This window comes from Nitrospinota bacterium, from assembly GCA_029881495.1.
Classification (GTDB): domain Bacteria; phylum Nitrospinota_A; class UBA7883; order JACRGQ01; family JACRGQ01; genus JAOUMJ01.
This window is the reverse complement of the sequence record JAOUMJ010000001.1, coordinates 99,036-115,511: the sequence shown is the minus strand read 5'-3', so window position 1 is coordinate 115,511 and position 16,476 is coordinate 99,036. Positions and strand designations below refer to the sequence as shown.

The following is a 16,476-nucleotide window of genomic DNA, read 5'->3' as shown; positions in this document are numbered from 1 at the left end:
CTGACGGTCGAACAGAGCGGTGAACATTTGAAAAATTTGCTTTTAGACCGACGGCTCTCTGCCAAGACCAAGGTGAATGGGAAAGAATATTCCTGATGTCACAGAGATACCTGTCAACAGAAGGGTGAAACAGGGGGTATACAGAAGCAGACGTCGCTAGTTCCGAATGGAATTCAGGCCTTTCTCGATCTTTTCCTTTTTCTCTTCCAGCGTCTTTTCAAGTTCAATCAGAACAAGATGGATCTTGTCCATTGCGTCCTGAAGTTTTTCAGCATTGCCAATGCATTCCTTTTTTTCGATCATCAGACCAACGTGAGTAAAAAGCGTATTCAGAGGATTATTTATCTTATGGGTCAATTCCCCGATTATTTCAAGCGTGCCTGAAAGCGAGGCTCTTTCAGCCTTTAAAACGGCCATCTCCTTTTGCAAGTCGGATTTTGCCAGCGCCTGCCTTATTTTCACCTCCAGAATGCTGAAATCTACCGGTTTTTCGATAAAATCTGCACCCCCTTCCTTCATGAATGCTATCGCCAGATTTAATGAGCCGTGGCCGGTCAGCATAATTACCGGGAGGTTTGGGCTATGGGCCTTAATTTTGCCAAATGTTTCCATACCGTCCATCTCAGGCATCATCTGGTCGAGGAGTATTATGTCGATTCCGGCGGAACCGTTTGTAATTAACTTTAGCGCCTCTGCTCCGCTTTCGGCTGTCGTTACTGCGTATCCTGCTTTCCCCATCTTCACGCTTACGATCTGCAGAATACTTTGGTTATCATCAACTACCAAAATATTTTCCTTCATGATGAATCTCCGTTCGAAAAGTTTAAATCCGCAGGAAAAATTATTATCCGGTTTTCTATATGATAACCCAAACCCAAACTTATTCCAATATATTACACCTCTTCGTATTGAGATTCAGAAGTGCTGGAACAGAAACAGACCCTCGAAAACAGGGAACGGCTCCTCACTTGTCATCTCCGGGATATTCTCTCCCGTACACAGCCACATAGACAACCGGAAGAACAAGCAGACATATCATCACTGTCGTTACCATCCCTCCAATCATCGGTGTAGCGATCCGCTTCATCACTTCGGAACCGGTGCCGCCGCCCCACATGATAGGGAGAAGTCCGCCAATGACAGCGGCCGCCGTCATAATTATCGGACGAACTCTTTCGACCGTGCCTGAGATGACTGCTTCGACCAGCTCCTTTCGGCTTTCGGGCTTTCTCGCTTTTATCTCATTGTTTATGTATAAAAGTACCAGTACGCCAATCTCCGCCGCCACCCCAGCGAGAGCTATCATTCCCACGCCGATGGCGACCGAATAGTGGTAACCCAGCGCCCACACCAGCCATGCAGATCCAACCAACGCGAACGGTATAGACAGCATGACTATAAGACTGTCGCTGATCCGTCTGAAATTTATAAAAAGGAGGAGGAAAATGATAATCAACGTAAAAGGAACAACAAGCATGAGCCTCTTTTTTGCCCGCTCCATATATTCAAACTGCCCGCTCCATGACAGCGAAACGCCAGGCGGAAGCTTCAATCTCTCTTCAAGTGCCCCCTTTGCCTTTTTTACATATCCCCCAACGTCACTGCTTTTTAAATCGACATAGACATACGCGTTCAGTCGGGCGTTATCGCTTTTTATCATGCCCGGGCCCTTTCTCAGCTTGATTTCAGCGATCTGAGCAAGGGGAATTCGTTCCCCAGATTTTGTAGGCACAAGCACCCTCTTGAGGTCTTCCATATTATCCCGAAGATCACGGCTGTACCTGACGTTTACCGGATACCGCTCGCGCCCCTCCACGGTTTCGGTCACGTTCATCCCCCCTATTGCCGAGGCTATAACCGCCTGTATGTCGCCAACGAGGAGGCCGTAACGTGCAGCGGCGCGCCTGTCAATCACGAAATCGAGGTAATTGCCCCCTGCGGTCCGCTCCGCGTAGACCGACAGCGTACCGGGAACTGCTCTTAATATGGTTTCGATTTCGCGCCCGATAGTCTGAAGTTCTTCAAGGTCGTTGCCTGCGATCTTTATCCCCACCGGAGTTTTAATACCGGTCGCCAGCATATCTATGCGTGTTTTTATCGGCATTGTCCATGCGTTGGTCAGGCCGGGGAAGTTTATCGCCTCGTTCATTTCGGACATCAGCCCGCTCATCGTCAAACCTTTGCGCCACTCCTCCTTCGGTTTCAGGGTTACGGTCGTCTCTATCATGGAGAGAGGCGCGGGATCGGTTGCCGTTTCCGCCCTTCCAGCCTTTCCAAAGACGGTTACTACTTCAGGAAATGTTTTTATGATCCTGTCGGTCTGCTGCAAAATCTCCTTTGCCTTGGCTATGGAAACTCCAGGCAGAGTCGTTGGCATGTAAAGTATGTCCCCTTCATTGAGCGGTGGCATGAACTCCGACCCGGTTTTATATACGGGATAAATACTTGTAGCAAACAGAAGGAGGACTGCCGCCGCTACGCCCCTCCTCCTCCCAAGCGAAAAACGTATCATGGGAGAGACAATCCCTATCAGAAAGTTGTTGATAGGATTTTTTTTCTCCGGGACTATATCCCCTTTAACGAATATAAGCATTAAAGCCGGGACAAGGGTGATCGTTATGAAGGCTGCGGCGGCCATCGAATACGTCTTGGTGAATGCAAGCGGGGAAAAGAGCCTCCCTTCCTGCGCCTGTAACGCGAATACCGGCATAAATGAAACGGTGATAATCAGAAGGGAGAAGAAAAGGGATGGTCCCACCTCTTTTGCAGATTCAATAATGATATCTATTCTTTCCTTTTTCCCGCCATCCCGCTCCAGGTGCTTGTGGCCGTTCTCAATCATTACGATAGCGCCGTCGATCATCGCTCCGATGGCGATGGCTATCCCGCCAAGAGACATGATGTTTGCGTTTATCCCCTGCCATTTCATGATGATGAACGCAATAAGTATCCCTACCGGCAGGGAGAGAACCGCCACCAGCGCCGATCGAACATGCATTAGGAAAATCATGCAGACGAGGGAAACTACAACCATCTCTTCCACCAGTTTATCTTTAAGGAACGATATAGCCCTTTTGATGAGGGACGACCTGTCATAGACCGGGACGATCTCAACCCCTTCGGGGAGACCGGATTTCAGCTCTTCCAGTCTCTCCTTGACGCGCCGTATGGTCTCAAGCGCGTTCTCGCCATAGCGCATCACAACAACCCCCGAGGCGACATCACCTTCGCCATTGAGATCCGTCACCCCTCTTCTCAGCTCCGGGCCAAGCCTTACCGTTGCGACATCCTTCAGGTAGACCGGTACACCGGTCTTGCTCACATCGAGGACTATATTTTCAATATCCTCAATGCCGTGTATGTATCCCCGCCCGGTCACCATGAATTCCGTTTCCGCCATTTCAAGGAGCCTCCCCCCGGTATCGGAGTTGCTGTTCCTTATCGCGGCTCCAACCTTGGTAATCGGAATTCCGAGCGATTGAAGCTGGTTCGGGTTTACCTCCACCTGATACTGCTTTACGAATCCCCCCAGCGATGCGACTTCCGCCACGCCCGGCACGGTCTGAAGTTCGAATTTCAAATACCAATCCTGAATGGATCGAAGCTCCGAGAGGTCGCGCCTGCCGGTTTTATCCACGATCGCGTACTGGTAAATCCAGCCTACCCCTGTTGCATCTGGCCCAAGCTCCGGCATTACCCCTTCAGGCAATTTCTGCGATACGGCGCTTAACTGTTCCAGAACGCGGGATCTCGCCCAGTAGAGGTCGGTCCCGTCTTCGAAAATCACATATACAAACGAAACTCCGAAAAAAGAGTATCCCCTTACAACCTTGGCAAAAGGGACCGCTAGCATAGTAGTGGAAACTGGATAGGTTACCTGATCCTCCACGACCTGAGGGGCTTGCCCCTTGTATTTTGTGTAAACAATGACCTGGACATCGCTTAGATCAGGTATCGCGTCGAGAGGCAAACTTTTCAGGGAATAGTACCCGGCGAGCACTGTAAAAGCTGTCGCCAGCAAAACCATTGACCGGTTTTTCACCGACCACTCGATTATTTTCCCCAGCATTTAATTATCTCCGCATGGCAACGCCTTAATGTTTTCCATGATCCATCTCCATCTTTGAATGATCCATTTCGGGTTGCGGCATTTTTGAATGATCCATGCTTGAGTGATCCATATCTGGTTTGGGATCATCCTGACGTTCCATCTCCATCCTGGCACCGCTGTTCACCCCTCTATTCCCGTCAATCTTTCCTGTCTTCAACATTCCGCTTACAGCGCTTTTCAGGTTACTCTCGGAATCGATAAGGAAATTCGCGGAAGTGACCACTTCATCACCCTCATTGAGCCCTTCCATCACCTCGTAATAATCCCCCCCTTCGACTCCAAGCCGCACCTCAAGCGGTTCATAGAAACCGGAACCTTTGGAGAGCACGACTATGCTCTTCGAGCCGGACCTGATGACCGCCCCTTTCGGAACAGCCACGCCTTTCCTGCGTACGTCGGAAAGTATCTCCACATCGGCATACATCTCCGGCTTTAGATCAAGGTCAGTGTTGTCAAATTCCATTCTCACCTGTACGGTTCTTGTCTTTTCCTCCATGTAGGGGTAGATATAGGCTACCTTTCCGGAGAAAACCTTCCCCGGCATCGAACGCAGTTCCATGGACACATTCTGCCCTTCCCTTACCCAGGGTATTTCATACTCATATATCTCCGCGATGACCCATACGGTCGATAGATCGACAATCGTATACAGAACCATGCCCGGCGCGACATGCATTCCGGTAACGACATTTTTATCCGTTACCACGCCGTTGACCGGGGAGTGGATATGAAGTGTCTTTTTCACCTTTCGGGTTTTTTCCATCTCATTTATCTGGTGTTCAGGGACATCGAAAAATTCCAGACGTCGTCGCGACGCCTCGAGGAGAGCCTCCCCCCCCTTGACGACATTATTAATCTGGCTCTTCCCAATAGCGTCACGATAACCGAGGGCGAGGATGAACTCCTCGGAAGTGGCCACAAGCTCTGGACTGTATATCTCAAGCAGGTAATCGTGATTCTTGACGGTCTGTCCAGTGGAATCGACGTATAATTTCTCTATCCAGCCTTTTGTTTTGCTCTCTACACGCACTATCTTCCTCTCGTCATAAGTGACTCGTCCGGCAGTTTTTATCGCCTTGGAAATTTCGCGAATCTCAACCTTTGCACGCTTCACGCCTATGCTCTGCTCAACGGCGGCGTCTATTCTTACGCCTCTGCCGCCTGACGGGTCATCCTCATACACCGGGACCAGATCCATCCCCATGGGTGACTTGCCCGGCTTATCGGAACGAAAGGAAGGGTCCATCGGAGCAACCCAGTATTTGATCTTCCGCTCCTCATTGACCGCTACAGATTTTTCCGCCATTTTCCGGTCGCCTGAAAAAATCCGCTCTATTGGGTGTCGCGCCAGGTAAAGCCCCCCAAGGATGAATGAGGCCAGAAGGATCGCAATAAATCTTCTCCTGTAAAATTCGGAACTCTTTTCATTCGACATTTGCAACCTCCGTAGGCAGTTCGCCCAGCACACGCATCAGTCGAACTATTGATGCCTTGCGCTGAAAATTGATCTGGTCACGCTTAATCCCGTAGTTGAAAAGGGATACCTGGTTTGTGACAAGCGTAAGAAAATCTACCTTGTTTACCTGATAGGCCGACAAGGTAGCGTCCACAGTTTGTGACGCCTGCTGGAGAAGCCCTTCATCATAAACGGCAAGTATTTTAGCCTTGTGGCTTTCAGCGGCAGTCAATTCCGCGATAGCTATGCGCAATCTCTGTTTTTCAGAATTGTACATCTCCCTTGCTTCCTCGACGCGCATGTAGTCTTCAGCGATTTTCCGTTTCTGCCTTGAATTGCTCCAAAGCGGCACGGAAAGCGTCAACATACCGGATGCCAGGTCGTCCTTTGTAACCGGAATATCATCACGTTGCCCGTAGGTAAGGCTTACCATGTAGTCCGGCAGCATATCCTTCCGGGAAAGCTTCACGTTCCTTTCCGCTTTCTCTATCCTGCTCCGCAAAGAGGAGAACAGCGGGCGACCCCCTTCCGCCAGAGCCTCGAGTTCCTCTGCTCCACCAGAAGGTATCTGGTAATCCGGGAGTTTAACCCTTCCCAGATCGGTCCCTTCCGGCAGGTCAGCCAGCAGGAGAAGATTCGCTGTAACTATCCCTGACCGTTCCTCCAACTCCAGCAGATATGCGCTCATCTTTGATACCTCCGTCTGGGCATGCAATACATCCTGTTGCAACCCGGCGCCGACCGTATATTTCGCAAGGGCAACCTTCACAAAACCTTCCATGACGGAAGTGTTATATTTGACAACCCGCCTCGCCTTTTGCAGATATTCCAGCTCCAGGAAAAGTATCGAAACCTTCTCTATCAGTTCAAGCCTCTTTTCCGGGATTAGAGCCGATTGGATTTCCACGTCATCCTTGGCGATCTGTTTCATCAATCCTCTTTTGCCGGGCGCGGGAAATTTCTGGGAGACCCCCACAGTTTTCTGTGTCATCCCTTCGTCTGAAAGGGAATATGAGCCAACAGGGACGTTCATCAACCCAAACGAGATTTCCGGATTGGAAAGGGAATAGGCCCTCGCCGGCACGTTCTTCACCGCTTCGAGAGATGCGTCCAGACTTTTCAAATCCGGGTGGGTATTGAAAAGTCTCCGCGCGTAGTCGGAAAAACCTGCGATCTCCGGAAGCATGGTCTTCCCGTCAGACGAACCTTTAGCCTCCTCCAGCCCAAACGCGGTAGTGGAGGCGGACATCATTAAAATGGCAATTGCCATGTAAATACGCATCAAAATACCAATCCTCTAAAAAAATCTATTCAAGACTCAACAGTGTGCGGAAAGAGCGTGAAATGCGGACGCACCTGTCCTGTTGGTGAATTGGATTACGGTCTTGGAGGGTGATAAACGGGGAGAAGTATCCTTGGAGGAACAATAAATCTGTAAACGAGGACAAAAAATACTATGGCAAAATAAACTGATACCGAGAGGTTATCTGGAAGGATAAGCCCCGAAGAAACGACCGCGCAACACTCCATGGAATGTCCCAGCATATTTTCGGAAGAATCTTCCGGCATGCCGTGGTGATGGGCTGACGTGTGGGGAGAGATTGCGGCCGGTCCGTCAAATGCGGAGATGAAGCTGTTTGAACAGACTGAAAGCCCGACAAGGCTTACGATCGTGACCCACGAGAATATTTTCTTCATCGTTTTTATTATATAACAAACAGCAAGACTCTACCCAACATGATTTTACAACGCAAAAGAGCCACTTGAATGACGCAGGATATTGTGACACTCTATCCCCCATTATGGAGACCATGGAAAGCCTTATTGCCGAGATAGGAAAATTGCGGAAGGAACGTAACGCGGTTATCCTCGCGCACAATTACCAAAGGGACGAAATACAGGAACTGGCCGATCACTGCGGAGATTCTCTCGCGCTAAGCCAGATAGCCGCTAACAGCAAGGCCGATGTTATCGCCTTTTGCGGCGTCCATTTCATGGCTGAAAGCGCGGCAATTCTCGCCCCCGAAAAAACCGTACTTCTTCCAAATCAGGATGCGGGCTGCCCCATGGCGGACATGATCACCGCAGAAAAACTCAAAAAGAAAAAAGAGACTTTAAACGGCGTACCCGTAGTCACATATGTAAACTCCTCCGCCGCAGTAAAGGCCGAAAGCGATATATGCTGTACGTCCGCGAATGTAGTCGCTGTCGTAAATTCTCTCCCAGGGGATTCTGTTTACATGACGCCCGACATGAATCTAGCCCGATATGCCGCCATGAAAACGAATAAAAAGGTGGATTACTGGAAAGGATTTTGCCCGACACACCAGCTCGTGACGGAAGAAGAGGTGAAAAAAGCAAAAGAGGCAAATCCCGGAGCGCCAGTAGTGGTGCACCCTGAATGCAGACCTGAGGTAGTGACAATGGCGGACGAGGTTCGAAGCACAAGCGGAATCTATAAATTCGCCGAAGAGTCATCCGCAAAAAAAATAATTGTCGGAACCGAACTCGGAATACTCTACCGGCTCAGGAAAAATAATCCCGAAAAGGAGTTTATCCTCCTTTCGAATAACCTTGTCTGTCCGAACATGAAGATCACTACACTTGAGGATCTGCGCGACGCACTGAGGGATATGAAGCACGTTATAAAAGTCGTGGAGCCGATCCTCTCGGGCGCTCGAAAGGCACTTGAAAGAATGCTGGCTATCCCGCGGGATAACTAGTAGCCCCTCCTCTCGCTATCCTACGGTGCTATTCAGGCCTATCGGAACTCATTTTGCGTAATAGCAAGATTTGTCCGCACTGGCTGAGTCAAGCATAACGATTCATTCCATACCGGCCCCCTAAATGGTATATTTATAATGACATATATATGTATTTATTAAGTGAGGGGTAGGTTGAAGTTACTAAAAAAATTGCCGAAATTGCGGATAAAGATGCTTCAGGTCTTGTTCGCGATCGCCATTCTCGGAATCATTTCCCTATCATTTCTTATTCCATACTCAATTAACAAGCGCGATATTGCGAATATTGAACAGGAGGCCTATACCGCTGTTGCACTGATCAAATCCGGGCTTCTTTCAGTGATGATGAACACCGGTGACCAGACTGAGATAAGAAATACTGTCGACAAATTCAAAGAGGTCAAGAATTTTGAGTTCAGGATGGTCAGGAGCAAATATGTCCAGAGCCAGTACGGAGTCCGTGATGGAGAAATTCCAAAGGATGAAATAGAAGAAAATATCATGAACGGAAATATGAGCGAGTATATCGGATTGTCGGGAGATTCCTTAAGGTTGCTCACCCCCTTCTTTTCCGACGAGACGTGCCAAAAATGCCACCACGGTTTGAATGACGAACCAATACCGCCGGGAAAAGTGATAGGTGTCGCGGAGTTCATTTTCGACCTCAAGGAGCGAAACCATGAGGCGCGGGAGATTGTCTATCAGATCGCCTTTGAGGTTGCCGTGCTCTTCATTCTTCTTTCGGTTGGATTCTATCGTCTTTTATCGCGCCATATTATTTACCCTATAAACAGGATCGCGGGGGCAATAGAGTTGATCAAACATGAGAACTTTAATGCCGTTCTTCCGGAACCGAGGACCGAAGAGATCGGCATACTGGTAGACCAGGTTCAAAATACCGCCCAAATACTGAAAACACGAAAGATCGAAAGGGATATTGCCATTGAAGAGGAGAGAAAATTCAATGAAGAAATCAGGATTTTCGCTCTCGAACATGCTGACAGCATCGGCATCAAGGACAAGGATGACGCGCAATGGATAGTCAACCGCTTCTCCGAGGCGGCTAAAAAATACAAATCCACCGAGTTGATTGAAGCGATCTACGATTTTGTGGACTATGAAAACAAGTCCATCACCCTGCCAAACGATCCCGTTCATATCATGCCTACAACTCTTTTTCTTACAAGCCTTTTGCCCGACAGGGGGGAAAACGTTAAAAAACGGTCGGTTGAACTGGCAGTAGAGGAAGCGATAACAAACGCAATAGTGCACGGAAACCTTGAGGTTCCGTCAAAACTCAAAGACGAAAGTTTTGAGAAATTCAACGCCATGTTCAATGAACGGAGACAGGCGGAGCCATATATGAGCCGAAAGGTTTTAATAAATTACCATTATGAGAACAGAAGAGCGGTATACTCCATAAAGGATGAAGGACCTGGATTCGACTGGAAATATTTCCTGAAAAAGGAAGACGTTGACGATATCATGCAGACTCATGGTCGCGGAATAATACTGATTCGCACATTTGCGTCCGGGATATCATTCAATGAAAAAGGGAACCAGATAACTCTCAGTTTCGATCTGTAACAGACTCTTTAGCCCCGTCATTAAAAACGAAGTTAAAAACTGACACGGTGCCCGGCTGCAAGAAGTACGGAGCCGTCAATCATAATCAAGGAACAATTCGCTGTCAGGAAGCCCCTTTTTTCTCCCATGTTACCGAAGGCCATAACTTTATCCCCCCTCTCGGAGTAAACTGCCCTTCGACTCTTATTCTCACGGGATTCAGCACGCTTACCAGGTCGTCTACTATTCTGTTTACACACTCCTCGTGAAATCCCCGGTGCATTCTGAAAGCGCCCAGATAAAGTTTCAACGACTTGCTTTCAACGCACAATTTATCTGGGGTGTAGGCAATGACGATTCTTGCGAAATCCGGCTGGCCGGTCACGGGACAGAGCGATGTAAATTCAGGCGCCTCGATGACGATCTCAGATTGATTGGTCTCGCTTATCGGCGAAGGAAATGTTTCAAGTATGTTCGCAGTGGGATTATCGTACTGATATTCCGTTTTCCCCTCGCCCAGAGCTTTCAGATTCCTGTGGTAATCACCCATTATTCTTCCAGACCTTCAATTCACTGTTTGCAATGAAATACCGCGGCAAATGCCGTAATTCCCTTTGGAAACCCGGCCGCTACGGCAAGAACGGTTATAACACCTTTTCAACCTGCCCGATTCGGAGACAAGACATATTTAATCAGCCCACAGTCCGCAGACTGTGGGCTGACAATTGTGCTAAAAAAACCGCAGTTCTATTGATTCGGATAGACAATAACAAAATTAGAGGACTCCCCTCGCCTTACAACCAGCAGAATAGGCTCGTCCTTTTCTATCCTTGAAACAACACTGTTAAACTCTTCGGCAGTCTTTACCGGCTTCCTGTTGACTTCTTCAATAATGTCACCAGGCTGTATGCCTGCTTTTGAAGCGGCCCCGCTTGGCTGAACTTCCGCTACCAACACGCCTGCGTCCGTTTTCAGTCCGTATCTCCTCTGCATATCCGGAGTAAGCGTCCTTACCAGAAGCCCAAGATTGCTGGACTGCTCTTCCTCTTGGGGAGCTTCTCTACCTTTGGCCTCAAATGCCGCCTTTAGATCGCCAAGTTTTACCTTGAACTTTTGCTCTTTCCCGTTCCTTATGACTGTAACGTCTACCTTTGCTCCGGGTTTGTGAGAGGCTACTACGCGTGGGAGCATATGGTAATCGGCGATCTCCGAATCCCCGAATTTCGTTATCAAATCTCCTCTTTGCAATCCGGCTTTCTCAGCCGGTCCGTTTTTCGTCACGTCCCCAACGAGAGCGCCATGTTCCACCTTGAGTTTTAATGCCGCTTTCAATTCGGGGGTCAGTTTTTGGATAACCACGCCGAGCCATCCGCGGCTGACACCTTTTGCAGACTTGAGATCATTCAGTATCAGCTTGGCCATATTTATGGGTATGGCAAACCCGATGCCTATATTTCCCCCTCCTCCGCCGGGGAGGATTGCGCCGTTGATGCCAACAACTTTGCCGTCGATGTTATAAAGTGGTCCTCCCGAATTGCCGGGATTTATTGAAGCGTCCGTCTGAATATAATTGTCGTATTTCCCCGCGCCTATGTCGCGGTTAAGCGCGCTCACCACACCTACCGTTACCGTATGGGTCAAACCGAAGGGATTTCCGATGGCAAGCACCCATTCACCAGCTTCAAGGCCGTCCGAATCGCCGAACTCGACAACGGGGAGATCTTCCTTCGGCTCAATCTTGATGAGTCCGATATCGGTTTCAGGATCGGTACCGATAACCTTGGCCTTATATTCCTTGCCGTCGAACATCTTTACGGAGATATCATCGGCCTTTTCCACTACGTGGTTGTTCGTGAGGATGTATCCCTCCTTATCGATGATAAAGCCGGAGCCAAGCGAACGCCTCGGTACTGAAGGCATCTGACCGCCGAAAAAGCGCTCGAAAAACTCCCAGTTCGGATCCCCCGGTCCGCCCCCTCCGTGGGGAACCTGACTCTGTTTTGGAGTTGAAGTGGTATAGATGTTCACAACTTTCAGCTTTTCACGTTTCGCGATGCCGACGAAAATATTCTTTTCGCTGTTTATCTGGGTAGCAGTCTGCGCGCTTGCTTTCCCTTTTTCCTCCCGGCCTATATCGGAGAAAAAATAACCTGCGAAAACCGCTAGAGCTATCGCAATTACAAACTTATATTTTTTCAAAGTTATATTTCTACTCACTTCAATCCTCCAGTAATTCCGAATCCAATGAAAAAACATCTTTGGCGTTGTCATCTGATTTCCATTATACGACCGACCTGCAAACAGTCTATCAATTTGCTGTTGTCCATTATAGTACGATTTTTTAGATATTACATGTTTGGACTTTAAACGCTCATAATACATTCTCCTTTTTTTGTTTTGCGTATTGGTTTATCATTCACTGTGAAAATGAGTAAAGTGAAGAGGATTTATCCGGCGGCTGTTGCGGTGCTATGCGCGCTTTTTTACTGTTTTACTCCAATTGCCGGCGCTGAAGACGCCGAATCAACGAACGGCGTCAAAAACTCGATCGAAGAGGGGTCGAGTGGTCTGATAATTCTGAAAGAAGCCGAAGTTGAAGAACCCGAACCGGAACGGGTGTTCAGGCCCGACGACTCAAACAGTTTCATAAGCGACGAAATTGCCGAATCTCCCGAAATGCAGGATGAGGCAAATCCACCTGAGACCGGATCCGAAGAACAAATTGATGAAAATCAATCTGGATCCGAAAGCGAATACCTCCTTGACGACGGACTTCCGCGCGTCGGCTACCTCATCGACCAGGATGGTAACCGGATCACATTTGAACAGTACAAGGGGAAGATCGTCCTTTTATCCTTTATATATCTAGAATGCAGGCATGGCCACTGCCCGTTATTAACAAAAAGAATGAACTTTATCGGGAGAAAGTTTCCAGACCGGCTCGGAGCCGATATTCAGCTTGTTACCGTCTCCTTTGATCCGGATGTAGACACCGTCACCATGCTTAAAGAGTACTCCGCGTTATGGGAGTCTGATCCTTCGCGCTGGGCTTTTCTTACCGGGAAAAAGGGGGATATCGCAGACATTGCGGCAAAGTATGGAATCATCTTTATATGGAACGAAAAGGAGCAGGCATATGATCACAGCGTTCGCACTTTCCTGTTGGACAGATCAGGTGAAGTAGTGCGAATCTACAAGGGGATGAACTACAATCTCTGGGAAGTGATAAACGATATCAAAATCCTGCTGACAGGAAAGAAGCTGGAGATCCAGACAGAAAAAGAGTCTGGCAGACAATCAAGACCCTGAGGAAACTTTGGCTATCGCTTTACCTATATTTCTGACGAGATCCGAAGCCGACAAAGAATAATCATCTACTTCAACGGAATAAATGTCAGCCGCTAGCCCGTGTAAATAGACAGCCACGGTAGCGGCATCGGTCGGCTCAATTCCCCTCGCAATAAAACCTGCCACCATGCCTGCCAGAACATCGCCGGTACCGCCGCTTGCAAGATTCGGATTCCCCGTTGGATTTACCCTTGGTATTCCGCCCGGAGAGGCGATAACCGTTCGCGCCCCTTTCAATACGGTCACGCAACCATATTTTTCCGAAAACTCCTTTGCCGCCTCGAGCCTTTTTTCGTTAACTTCGGCGGCGCTCATTCCAGTCAGTCTCCCCATCTCCCCCGGATGCGGAGTTACCGTAACCTGCGCCTTGGAATTTTTCAGGATATCAGGCGATCCCGCGATGGCGTTCAGGCCATCCGCGTCTATCACCAGCGGAACCTCAGACTTTTTAATAACCGTTTCAACGAATCCCTTGACGTTGCCGCTCTTCCCCATACCGGGCCCGATAAGCAGGGATGATTTGCCGGAAGCGAACGCAAGGAGACTTTCAGCATATGCCTCATCGTAGTTGCCGTTCAGCGGAAAAGACATTACCTCAGGGATGGAGAGTTCAAACAAACGTGACAGTTCCGGTGAAACAACGGCTGTTGAAAGTCCAGCGCCGACTTTAAGGGCTGAAAGAGAGGCAAGTCCAACTGCCCCGCCCATGCCGGGTGATCCACCGCAGACAACTGCGTGGCCGAAATTCCCTTTATGAGCGGATGGCGACGGCCTTCCTAGAAATTTCGATACCCATTCACCGTCAAGAAGGAACGCTTCACATGGAGAAGATTCCAGAAGCTCAGGCGGAAAACTTATATTCGCGCACTCCAATGTCCCCACCGATTCCGCCGCCGGGAAAAAGATCATCCCTTTTTTTGGAAAACCAAACGTAATTGTCGCATCAGCTTTTACATGATCTCCATATATGGTCCCTTTGTCCGAGCAGATACCGGTCGGAATATCTACGGCCAGGACAAACTTTTTCCATTCGTTTATTTTGCGTACAGCCGCGAGGTAGATCCCTTTGAGCTCCGAGGCGATTCCCGTGCCTAGCATGGCGTCCACATAAATATCCGAATGCCTTAGCGGAATCGTATGTTTTTTGATATCCACCTCGGAAACAAGCTCTTTTATCCGCCCCCCGATCTTCAGGAATATTTCCATGTTCAGCCGGGCGTTCCCCTTGAGAGCGGCCTGCTCCGAAAGAAGATAAACAGTCACCTCGACGCCGGAAAGGAGGAGATGCCGGGCGATAACGAAGCCGTCTCCGCCGTTATTCCCTTTTCCGCAAAAAACAGCCACCCGCATACCGGTAAGCGTCCCATAGACCTTTTTAAGGAATTTCAACGAGCGAATCCCCGCGTTCTCCATGAGGATGGTTTCGGGTATGCCGTAATCAGAAATTGAAGCGCGGTCAATTTCCCTAATCTGCGCGGTAGATAAAATTTTTAGCATTTCACGCTATTTTACCTTATGCGAGTAGCGGAATATCTTTAAATGCCACCCGGGGTTTCGATAGTCATAAATCGAAACACCCGGATAACAGCGTGTTACGAAAGTAAATTATTTCTTAGCGAGAACTGAATCTTTGCAAGCTTTTGCAATGCGGAACTTTAGAACTCTCTTTGCAGGAATTTTGATCTCTTCACCCGTCTGAGGATTTCTTCCGATGCGCGCTTTCCTGTTCTGGATAACAAGCTTGCCAAGCCCAGGTAAGGTAAACCCGTTTTTTGCTTCTTTATATGCCAACTCTGCAATCGACTCCATGATGTCGAGTGCAAGTTTTTTGGTGATCTCCGCGTTTTTCGCGATGTGATCAGCTATCTGGGATTTTGTCATTGCTTTCCCGGCCATTTAAATTTACCCCCTACTTCTTGAAAAAAATATTTACCAACCTATCAACCATACTTTTAAATGCTTTTCGACCATCGAAATCTGCGATAGATTACATAAAACAGGCATTTTCCGCAAGTTAATTTTACTTTTTTTGAACCCAAATCACGGATGCAACGGCAACTTTTTTTTCATGCGAGATGGATAAAAAAAAGTCCGATTCCCTGATTCCGGGAAGAACCGTTTTCAGCTTTTCAGAAAATCCAAACTTCGGAGGCTCGCCGCTTTCCCGCGTTACAAAAACATCCTTGAATCCAAAACCTGTAAACCCGGTTCCTGACGCTTTTGAAAAAGCCTCCTTGGCGGCAAATCTTGAAGCGAAATAAGGCGCGATATTTTTGAGACCACGCGCATACTCCAGTTCGGAAACATCAAAATATTTTTCCAAAAACCTTTCGCCGTATTTTTCGATTATCCGTTGCATCCGCGGAATTTCGACTACATCAATTCCGTGGCCAAGGATCATCTTTATTAATGAAGAGAGGAATTATCGGAAGAGAGTGAATCATCACTGACTGAGCTGATGACATCGCGCGGCCCACCAATGGAGCCCTTCAGTTCAATGATGGTTTTGTCGGGCATCTTTGTGGAAAATGCCTCCCTGAAAACCTTGTTCCCCCACTCGGAAAGTTTGGGGCTCTTTTTCATGTTATCAACAATCTCCGCGTATTGCTTTTTTATCTCCCGCTCATTTCCAAGATGGTTATTCAATTCCAGTATGTTTTTCTGAATGTCAAACCGGTACAAAGCCACTTTTTCCCTTACCCTTTCGAGTTTTGTCTCCAGCTTTGCTTTCCTGGAGCTGTATCTATCTCTTTTTGCCAGCAACTCCACCCTCTCTGCGCCAAGGGATTCTATCTCGGCTTCTATTTTTTCAAATTTGCCTGAAAGTGAATTTAACAGATCTTCCTTCCCCTTTCTTAGTTCCTCCACGGAAGCACCCTCAAGTGATGGGACTTCGTCTCTGGAAAAATCGCCGGCAAGCATTGATTTATATCTTTGCGTAAGCTCGTCTTTCTTGGTGAAATACTCCTTCTCTTTTTTGCTTATAACTCGGAGCCGCTTTACGTTTTTCTCCAGCTTCTCTTCGATGAGCTTTAAGGTTCCCTCTTCCTTCTCCCTGTGCTCCATCAGGTGGCTGATCTTTTTTTCCAGCATCCCGGAGCGGCCGGAAATGTAGGGTAAAAGGACGCGGAATTTGCGGACTTCGTCCTTGAACCTCCTGAAGGCGATCTTCTCCTCCCTGATGAGGCGCAACGCGCTTCCGCTTGGACCCTTTTTAAGTTCCGACATTTCTTCTTATCGACTCCTCACAC

14 protein-coding genes are annotated in these 16,476 nt (G+C 48.3%); 3 read left to right on the top strand and 11 right to left on the bottom strand.

Features of this window, described 5'->3' with window-relative positions; translation table 11 throughout:
• Positions 1–156: 156 nt before the first annotated feature.
• The 5 genes from OEY64_00535 to OEY64_00515 all read right to left on the bottom strand — a co-directional run bounded on the left by OEY64_00535 (position 157) and on the right by OEY64_00515 (position 7,265).
• The gene (locus OEY64_00535; protein MDH5541425.1) at positions 157–801 is read right to left on the bottom strand and encodes a response regulator; all 645 of its coding nucleotides are present in this window, start codon (positions 799–801) and stop codon (positions 157–159) included.
• Positions 802–964: 163 nt separating this feature from the next.
• Entirely contained in the window at positions 965–4,069 is a 3,105-nt protein-coding gene (locus tag OEY64_00530) for a CusA/CzcA family heavy metal efflux RND transporter (protein MDH5541424.1), read from the bottom strand.
• Between the two features lie 25 nt (positions 4,070–4,094).
• Positions 4,095–5,546: an efflux RND transporter periplasmic adaptor subunit gene (locus tag OEY64_00525; GenBank protein MDH5541423.1), complete on the bottom strand. Its 1,452-nt coding sequence runs from the start codon at positions 5,544–5,546 to the stop codon at positions 4,095–4,097.
• Positions 5,536–6,849, bottom strand: a complete 1,314-nt coding sequence (locus OEY64_00520) for a TolC family protein (protein MDH5541422.1) — start codon at positions 6,847–6,849, stop codon at positions 5,536–5,538. The genes OEY64_00525 and OEY64_00520 overlap by 11 nt, the downstream gene beginning before the upstream one ends.
• A 95-nt stretch (positions 6,850–6,944) precedes the next feature.
• Positions 6,945–7,265 (bottom strand): hypothetical protein, encoded by a 321-nt coding sequence (locus OEY64_00515; protein MDH5541421.1) that lies wholly within the window; start codon positions 7,263–7,265, stop codon positions 6,945–6,947.
• A 113-nt stretch (positions 7,266–7,378) separates the two neighbouring features.
• Here OEY64_00515 and nadA point away from each other — a divergent pair, with 113 nt between their 5' ends.
• Positions 7,379–8,290, top strand: a complete 912-nt coding sequence (nadA, locus tag OEY64_00510) for a quinolinate synthase NadA (GenBank protein ID MDH5541420.1) — start codon at positions 7,379–7,381, stop codon at positions 8,288–8,290.
• A 174-nt stretch (positions 8,291–8,464) separates the two neighbouring features.
• Positions 8,465–9,898: an ATP-binding protein gene (locus OEY64_00505; GenBank protein ID MDH5541419.1), complete on the top strand. Its 1,434-nt coding sequence runs from the start codon at positions 8,465–8,467 to the stop codon at positions 9,896–9,898.
• Positions 9,899–10,001: 103 nt separating this feature from the next.
• Here the strand turns inward: OEY64_00505 and queF are convergent, their stop codons facing one another.
• Together queF and OEY64_00495 are read right to left on the bottom strand one after the other, a co-directional pair.
• A complete protein-coding gene (gene queF, locus OEY64_00500; protein ID MDH5541418.1) occupies positions 10,002–10,427 on the bottom strand; it encodes a preQ(1) synthase in 426 nt (141 codons plus the stop codon).
• 197 nt (positions 10,428–10,624) lie between these two features.
• Entirely contained in the window at positions 10,625–12,094 is a 1,470-nt protein-coding gene (locus OEY64_00495; GenBank protein MDH5541417.1) for a DegQ family serine endoprotease, read from the bottom strand.
• Positions 12,095–12,304: 210 nt separating this feature from the next.
• Here OEY64_00495 and OEY64_00490 point away from each other — a divergent pair, with 210 nt between their 5' ends.
• Positions 12,305–13,186 carry an SCO family protein gene (locus tag OEY64_00490; protein MDH5541416.1) on the top strand — a complete coding sequence of 294 codons (882 nt, stop codon included), beginning with the start codon at positions 12,305–12,307 and terminating at the stop codon, positions 13,184–13,186.
• On the opposite strand, the gene OEY64_00485 is transcribed toward OEY64_00490, so the two are convergent.
• The 4 genes from OEY64_00485 to OEY64_00470 all read right to left on the bottom strand — a co-directional run bounded on the left by OEY64_00485 (position 13,175) and on the right by OEY64_00470 (position 16,453).
• Entirely contained in the window at positions 13,175–14,722 is a 1,548-nt protein-coding gene (locus tag OEY64_00485) for an NAD(P)H-hydrate dehydratase (GenBank protein MDH5541415.1), read from the bottom strand. The two genes, OEY64_00490 and OEY64_00485, sit on opposite strands and share 12 nt — an antisense overlap.
• 108 nt (positions 14,723–14,830) lie before the next feature.
• On the bottom strand, positions 14,831–15,121 hold the full coding sequence (locus OEY64_00480; GenBank protein MDH5541414.1) for an HU family DNA-binding protein: 291 nt from the start codon (positions 15,119–15,121) through the stop codon (positions 14,831–14,833).
• 124 nt (positions 15,122–15,245) lie between these two features.
• Entirely contained in the window at positions 15,246–15,626 is a 381-nt protein-coding gene (acpS, locus tag OEY64_00475) for a holo-ACP synthase (protein ID MDH5541413.1), read from the bottom strand.
• A 5-nt stretch (positions 15,627–15,631) separates the two neighbouring features.
• Positions 15,632–16,453: a hypothetical protein gene (locus OEY64_00470; protein MDH5541412.1), complete on the bottom strand. Its 822-nt coding sequence runs from the start codon at positions 16,451–16,453 to the stop codon at positions 15,632–15,634.
• Between the last annotated feature and the right edge of the window lie 23 nt (positions 16,454–16,476).

Coding starts and splice junctions, on each gene's coding strand:
- OEY64_00535 (MDH5541425.1), bottom strand. CDS start 801: ATGAAGGAAAATATTTTGGTAGTTGATGATAACCAAAGTATTCTGCAG.
- OEY64_00530 (MDH5541424.1), bottom strand. CDS start 4,069: ATGCTGGGGAAAATAATCGAGTGGTCGGTGAAAAACCGGTCAATGGTT.
- OEY64_00525 (MDH5541423.1), bottom strand. CDS start 5,546: ATGTCGAATGAAAAGAGTTCCGAATTTTACAGGAGAAGATTTATTGCG.
- OEY64_00520 (MDH5541422.1), bottom strand. CDS start 6,849: ATGCGTATTTACATGGCAATTGCCATTTTAATGATGTCCGCCTCCACT.
- OEY64_00515 (MDH5541421.1), bottom strand. CDS start 7,265: ATGAAGAAAATATTCTCGTGGGTCACGATCGTAAGCCTTGTCGGGCTT.
- nadA (MDH5541420.1), top strand. CDS start 7,379: ATGGAAAGCCTTATTGCCGAGATAGGAAAATTGCGGAAGGAACGTAAC.
- queF (MDH5541418.1), bottom strand. CDS start 10,427: ATGGGTGATTACCACAGGAATCTGAAAGCTCTGGGCGAGGGGAAAACG.
- OEY64_00490 (MDH5541416.1), top strand. CDS start 12,305: ATGAGTAAAGTGAAGAGGATTTATCCGGCGGCTGTTGCGGTGCTATGC.
- OEY64_00485 (MDH5541415.1), bottom strand. CDS start 14,722: ATGCTAAAAATTTTATCTACCGCGCAGATTAGGGAAATTGACCGCGCT.
- OEY64_00480 (MDH5541414.1), bottom strand. CDS start 15,121: ATGGCCGGGAAAGCAATGACAAAATCCCAGATAGCTGATCACATCGCG.
- acpS (MDH5541413.1), bottom strand. CDS start 15,626: ATGATCCTTGGCCACGGAATTGATGTAGTCGAAATTCCGCGGATGCAA.
- OEY64_00470 (MDH5541412.1), bottom strand. CDS start 16,453: ATGTCGGAACTTAAAAAGGGTCCAAGCGGAAGCGCGTTGCGCCTCATC.